Genomic DNA, 1,794 nt, shown 5'->3' on the forward strand with positions numbered 1-1,794 from the left:
TAATGCCAGTCAGTTAAGGCTGACTGGTATTTTTTTTGGGATATTTTTGTGGTTTACCCTTAACCACCCTCGGGCAAGATCGCTTTCTGCGTTCAGGAATGACAAACAATTTTCCTTCCTCTAAAACTGCATCTAACAACTTAGGGAAGAGTCCTGCAGCCTGTAAAGGCGCAAACCGTAACAGATCAACAATCGTAATAGACGCCATATGAAAGCTAATTCGTAGAGGGCTAACCTTAGCTCTAAGGGCCATATAGCGCATCAAACGTCTTATCAGATTATAAGCAATCATAAGCCCCCAGAACTCTTGTAACACAAGCTGTGGCAGCTTACTTCTTAACAACAGCCCCTGCTGTAGATCAGACTTAATTTCCCTAAAAGCCATCTCGATCTCCCAGCGCTGCAAGTACAGCTGTGCCACTTTATCCTTAGTAAAGCGTTTATCATCTATTAAAGAGGTGATGTATCGTCTTGTCTTACCCTCATAACGACACTCAATTAATCGAGCTTGCCAAGTATCGGGTAGGTTTGGATTTTTCTTTTGAGCTTGGGGAGAAACCGGCATTTGTATCAAGTAGTCCCCTTCACTAAAGGTTTCAATCACACTGTAACGCAGATTATCTTTAGCCCGCATGAGCCAGTGACTGTTTGGATGGGTTTGTTGCCAACTAATCAGTAGGTCTGCTGAGAAATAGGCTCTATCAAAGAGCGTAATGCTGTTGTCTTGAATATTTAGCTGACGGGCTAATGTGATCTCTCCTTGACCCATATCTCCAAGGGTTGTGTAAATGATCTCATGCGTGTCAGTATTGATCAGGCATACCGAACGCATTTGGGGATAGGGCGCCTCTTTAGTTCTGCCTTTGCTTGAACTAAAGTACTGAAGGTTCTCATCAGTATAGGGTAGTGAGTATACGACACCGTCTACAGCTTGGACGCTAAGTCCCATAAAGTCTTGCTGCTGGGCTCGTGATTCTGTTTGGTAGTGAGCACTTAGTTGATGAAATAGCTGCTTTAGAGGCTCATGCCCGAGGCGTTGTCTTGCTTGTACCACTGCACTGGGTACGCAGGCCTGTGAGTCTATATTAAGCCGCATCTGCTCTGTGATATACCAAATTGAACGGTTTCGATATAAAGCTGTGCCGATGACTATCCAAACAACGTGTTCGGCAGGTAGCTTACGCCTTCTAATGCTCGCTTTGCCGGTATACTCTAAAGCTTGCTGTATCCACTCAGGGTCTATTAATTCACTAAATTGTTCTAGGGTGTCTGGAATCCTTTTATGCGTCTCTTTAATAGCGTCTTGTAGTCTCATAGTAAAATAGCCCATCTACTTATTAGATGGGCTATTTTATTACTTTTATTGAGTTTTTGCCTTAACTGACTGGCATTAGTCCGCAGACAGTCCTTTTAACAATATATCTAATTGTAATGAATAAGCAAGCCTAGAGCAAAATGCGGCGTGGATCTGCCAATAAGCTTGCGATATAACGGGTAAATACCGCAGCATCGGCGCCATTAATCACCCGATGATCGTAAGACAATGATAACGGCAACATCAAACGCGGCTCGAAAGATTGCTTACTAGCATTCCAACGCGGCTGCATACTGGCTTCTGATACCCCTAATATTCCTACTTGCGGCCAATTTACCAGTGGCGTAAATGCGGTACCACCTAAGTTACCTTGACTAGAGATGGTAAAGCTTGCGCCTTGCAATTCTTTGGTCGTCAGCTTCTTATCACGCGCTTTGACCGCAAGCTCACCAATCTCAATGGCAATCTGCTTAAGCCCT

2 protein-coding genes are annotated in these 1,794 nt (G+C 44.0%); both read right to left on the reverse strand.

Going from position 1 to position 1,794, the window contains the following annotated elements; translation table 11 throughout:
• Positions 1-13: 13 nt before the first annotated feature.
• Positions 14-1,315, reverse strand: coding sequence for an IS4 family transposase (locus VIM91_RS01365; protein ID WP_331863046.1), 1,302 nt, complete (start codon positions 1,313-1,315; stop codon positions 14-16).
• A 130-nt stretch (positions 1,316-1,445) separates the two neighbouring features.
• The coding region (locus VIM91_RS01370; protein ID WP_331863047.1) for a 2-oxo acid dehydrogenase subunit E2 at positions 1,446-1,794 on the reverse strand (349 nt) is incomplete at its 5' end.

Origin of the sequence: Thiomicrospira sp. (assembly GCF_036568485.1) — a bacterium.
In the GTDB taxonomy this organism is placed as follows: Bacteria; Pseudomonadota; Gammaproteobacteria; order Thiomicrospirales; family Thiomicrospiraceae; genus Thiomicrospira.

Coding starts and splice junctions, on each gene's coding strand:
- VIM91_RS01365 (WP_331863046.1), bottom strand. CDS start 1,315: ATGAGACTACAAGACGCTATTAAAGAGACGCATAAAAGGATTCCAGAC.